Source organism: Rhodococcus sp. B10, from assembly GCF_011770055.1.
Taxonomy (GTDB): domain Bacteria; phylum Actinomycetota; class Actinomycetes; order Mycobacteriales; family Mycobacteriaceae; genus Rhodococcoides; species Rhodococcoides kyotonensis_B.
This window is the reverse complement of sequence record NZ_JAAFYV010000137.1, coordinates 1-379: the sequence shown is the minus strand read 5'-3', so window position 1 is coordinate 379 and position 379 is coordinate 1. Positions and strand designations below refer to the sequence as shown.

The window sequence follows — 379 nt, the reverse complement described above, 5'->3', positions numbered from 1 at the left end:
GCGCAGGGCCATCCGCGCCTGCAGGTCGAAGGCGCGCTGAAGCTGCCGGAACTGAAGCGCCCGGCAGTACCCACGGTGCCGGGAAGCCTGCACGTGGCCGCCTTCAACCTGGAGAATTTCTTCAATGGTGACGGCCAGGGCGGTGGCTTCCCGACGCTGCGCGGCGCGCGCACGCTGGACGAGCACAAGGCGCAGCTCGCCAAGCTGGTCACCACGGTCAATGCGTTGGGCGCCGATGTCGCTGCGCTGATGGAACTGGAGAACGACGGCTACGGCCCGCAGTCGGCCATCGCCGAACTGGTCGATGCGCTCAACCGCGACCGCGGCGCGCAGGGCGACTGGCGCTTCGTCGACGCCGGCAACGGCCCCGGCGACAACC

1 pseudogene is annotated in these 379 nt (G+C 69.9%); it reads left to right on the top strand.

The annotated features are described in order from the left end of the window. Nucleotides 1–379, top strand: a pseudogene (locus tag RhoFasB10_RS26025) (hypothetical protein); the annotation flags it as partial.